2 protein-coding genes are annotated in these 3,473 nt (G+C 38.8%); both read right to left on the reverse strand.

Going from position 1 to position 3,473, the window contains the following annotated elements; translation table 11 throughout:
• Positions 1 to 1,139 precede the first annotated feature (1,139 nt).
• Entirely contained in the window at positions 1,140 to 2,588 is a 1,449-nt protein-coding gene (locus AC1DND_RS23085; RefSeq protein ID WP_477584932.1) for an alpha-L-fucosidase, read from the reverse strand.
• Between the two features lie 42 nt (positions 2,589 to 2,630).
• Positions 2,631 to 3,473, reverse strand: an 843-nt coding sequence (locus tag AC1DND_RS23090; RefSeq protein WP_477584933.1) for an alpha-L-fucosidase, incomplete at its 5' end; no start/stop codon positions are given.

Raw genomic sequence — 3,473 nt, forward strand, 5'->3', positions numbered from 1 at the left:
CTGGAAAAGAGTTTTATTACAGCCGTCATACTGACAGCGCCCTGCGGCTTTTCCCCACAGGATTAGTTTGGTTGAGAGTGCAGGATTAGATTTTGACATTGATTACGTTAGATTTAAAAAATCTAAAATACGTAATATCGCTCAATAAAATGAGTATTGGATAATAAGGAATAATAATTAACGCTATGTCCTCAATTGACGGACTGTATCCAGTTTCTAAGTACTTGTTTAGAACACAGCGGGTGCGGTGAGCTGGAACTCATCGTCCCCACTGTTTCCCATATGGATTGTCTTCCGGCCATTTTATAAAGGTATCTTTTGAACTCTTTTTGGGCTCTGATAAACTACCCCGGTTCTTACACTACCATCTGATGACTTGGAATACCGGACGACCTAATACGGCAGGTTTAAATAAGTAATGCATCTGTGAATCTTTCCTTATGGATTTGACCAGGTTGCATTTGATTGGGCTTCCCCATGATATTGAAAATTTTAATCGTTTTCCTATTTTTAAATTTAGAATCTAGGTTCAAAAAACAAAGGTGAGTTTTTGGTATCAAAACCAAATGACTGTCATTCAAAATTCTAATTTCCAATCAATTATACGGGTAGGTTCGACACCCTTTCGTTCCATTATACTATTAGATAATCTTCCTCTTTGCAACAGGGATAGCAGCGGATACCTGCCCTGCGCTCAAGGCCTGAAGGCGTATGAGCGGATAGCCAGGTAAGTTGCCGAGATAAAATTAACATGATGTAAAACAACAAAGGCCACAATGTTTAATACTGTGACAAATAATCCACCCTCTAAAAAGCGAAAAGCTGGCTGGGAGCTCTCGTTTCAGTATACCTTCCCAAAGTATAGATATTACAAAGAGGGTGTCTAAAAAGGAAAATCTAACGTCTTAGTGGCATAACATTTATGAAAACATAAGGAGCTTTCAACTCATTCTGGAACAGCAGGAACATATTACACGCTTGTTCACATAGACTGTATATTTCACTAATAGTAGTCACCTCTCCATTTTAGTGCAAAGTGGCCGTCAAATAAATTGCCGAGTAAATACCAAAATCTCCTCCGCCTATAGGTTGGCCCAGTGACAAGCTATGGTACGACGAGACAAATAGATCGTAAAGAATTAATTACTTATTTTAATGACTATCGCTTCCTGATTTATCAAAGAAGTTCTTAGTTCTTTTGGAATCGAAACAGCGATTCCGTCGTTTACTTTCTTGCTGCTCAACTTTTGTTTATTGATCAATAACATTGCTTTCAAACCGCCTTTCAAGTTGGTTTTGATGGTTATTTTGGCAGGTAATTCTTTTTCGTCTTCTGCTGGCATATAAATCCCATATATGGCATTCTCTTTTTGAGTATAACCAATATTCCCATCTAAGTACGGCGAAACTGGTTTAGTGTCATAAATAGCTTCACCGTTTACCGAAAGCCATTTTCCTACGCCAGCTAAAGTTTTTTCAATTTTTGAATCAAATTCGCCTCTAGCATCTGGGCCAATTCCCAGTAACAAGTTTCCGCCTTTTACTACGATACTGGTCATCAAATGCACCACTTCTTTTGAGGATTTATAATGGTCATTTGGCACCCATCCCCAAGCTCCTCCAAGGGTTATGCAGCTTTCCCAAGGCACGCTTAGTGGTTTCACAGGTGTTACTTGCTCTGGTGTCAGATAATTTTCATATTCACCAGGCACCCAACGATCTACAACCAGCATTCCAGGTTGCTTTTTTCGAGCCGTTTCCGAAATCAATTTCATATTAATATCCATATCATAAGGATATTTGCAATATTCTTCGACCCTTTTATTAATGGTTGCTAATGGACGAACCCAACATCCATCAAGCCAAAGAATATCGACTTTCCCGTAATTTGTAGTTAATTCGTTCAACTGATTTTGAGTGTATTTCACATAACTTTTCCATCTGTCTGGGAATTTTGTAATGTCATACGTAGGGTTTCTATCCTTTGGAGGATAATACGACCACCAGAAGTCTTCGGTTCCAAAATCAGGTTTGGAAAAATAAACACCCACTGCCAATCCTTCTTTTCTTGAAGCATCCAATACGTCTTTTAACACATCGGCTTTTGGACTTTTGCTATAAGGCAATGCTGGATTTGTAATTTTGAAATCGGTAAATTTCGAATCATACATACAAAATCCATCATGATGTTTGGAGGTGAAAATCATGTATTTCGCTCCGGCACCTTTAAACATTTTTGCCCATTTCTGGGAATCCAATTTTGTTGGATTCAATTTGTATTGCGCATTTTTGTAATCGGTGGCATATTTGTTATAATTATCATAACCGTCTCTGGTTACCCAAGGTTCAGGCACTAAGCCCCAAGATTCAAGAAATCCTAATTGAGTGTAAAGCCCCATGTGGATCAATACCCCAAACTTATAACCCTGCCATTTATCAAGATTGGCTTTTACCAATGGATCTTTGGTCATAACATAATCTTCCTCTTCGGATTTATCAGCCTTCATGCTAAAATCACCTTGAGCATAACTAGAAAGTGTAGTGGCACAGATAGATGCCACTAATAATAATTTAAACTTATTTTTCATAAGTACATAATTTGCTCTTTACTTTTTGAAAATTCTATAATTTTACAATTCAATTTGTACAACATCAACCAGATTGGTACGCATAGATGCAGGTAGTTTAACTTGTACTTGTCCATCGATATAACTGAAATTTAACGACTTACTTGAGCCCAACACCTTAACCTTTTTTGGTTCACTTGCTGTTTTCAGTGTCAGCAAAATGTCTTTTGCTGGAAGCCTATCTTTTTCATACATCCCTTTGTCTTTAAATTCAGGGATGGCGAAAAGGTAACGAAAATTGTTGTTTGACGTTGCAGGTACTGATGCTGTTTCATTAGCAGGCAGCTGCTTTGTATTTTTTACTGACTTGCTATTCGCTTTCATCCATTTTGCGATAACTTCCATATTCTGATACACGGCATCCGGCATCGAACCATCAGCTTTGGGACCAATACTTGGTAAATAATTAACCCCCCAAGCGCGCATGGCAACATATTGTCCCAAGATAAATGCATTGGAACGAAAGGGAAGCGTATTGCTGTTGCTCCAACTATCTGTCCAAGTATTGCAGAACTCTGCCCAAATATCACCAGGATCCTTTGACGGAGGAGTTCGTTCAAAAGTTATAAAATCACCTGTGCCATGCATACGAGGATTCATTACTATACCTGGTTGCAAACGTCTGATCTCTTCCTGAGTTAGCACCTTGGTAGGATTATCTATGGCTGCACGTCCATCAAACCAGAGCAGATCTATTTTGCCATAGTTGGTTAGTAGTTCCGTTAACTGTCCACGTACCATTACAGCGTAGGCAGCACGGTGTTTAGCAGTTTCTTCAGCAGTTGGTTTTGAAGTTCGAGGGTTCAGATTTGCGTCCAATTCAGGGAAAGTGGGATTCAACACTCT

The organism is Pedobacter sp. 01N416 (genome assembly GCF_056399685.1).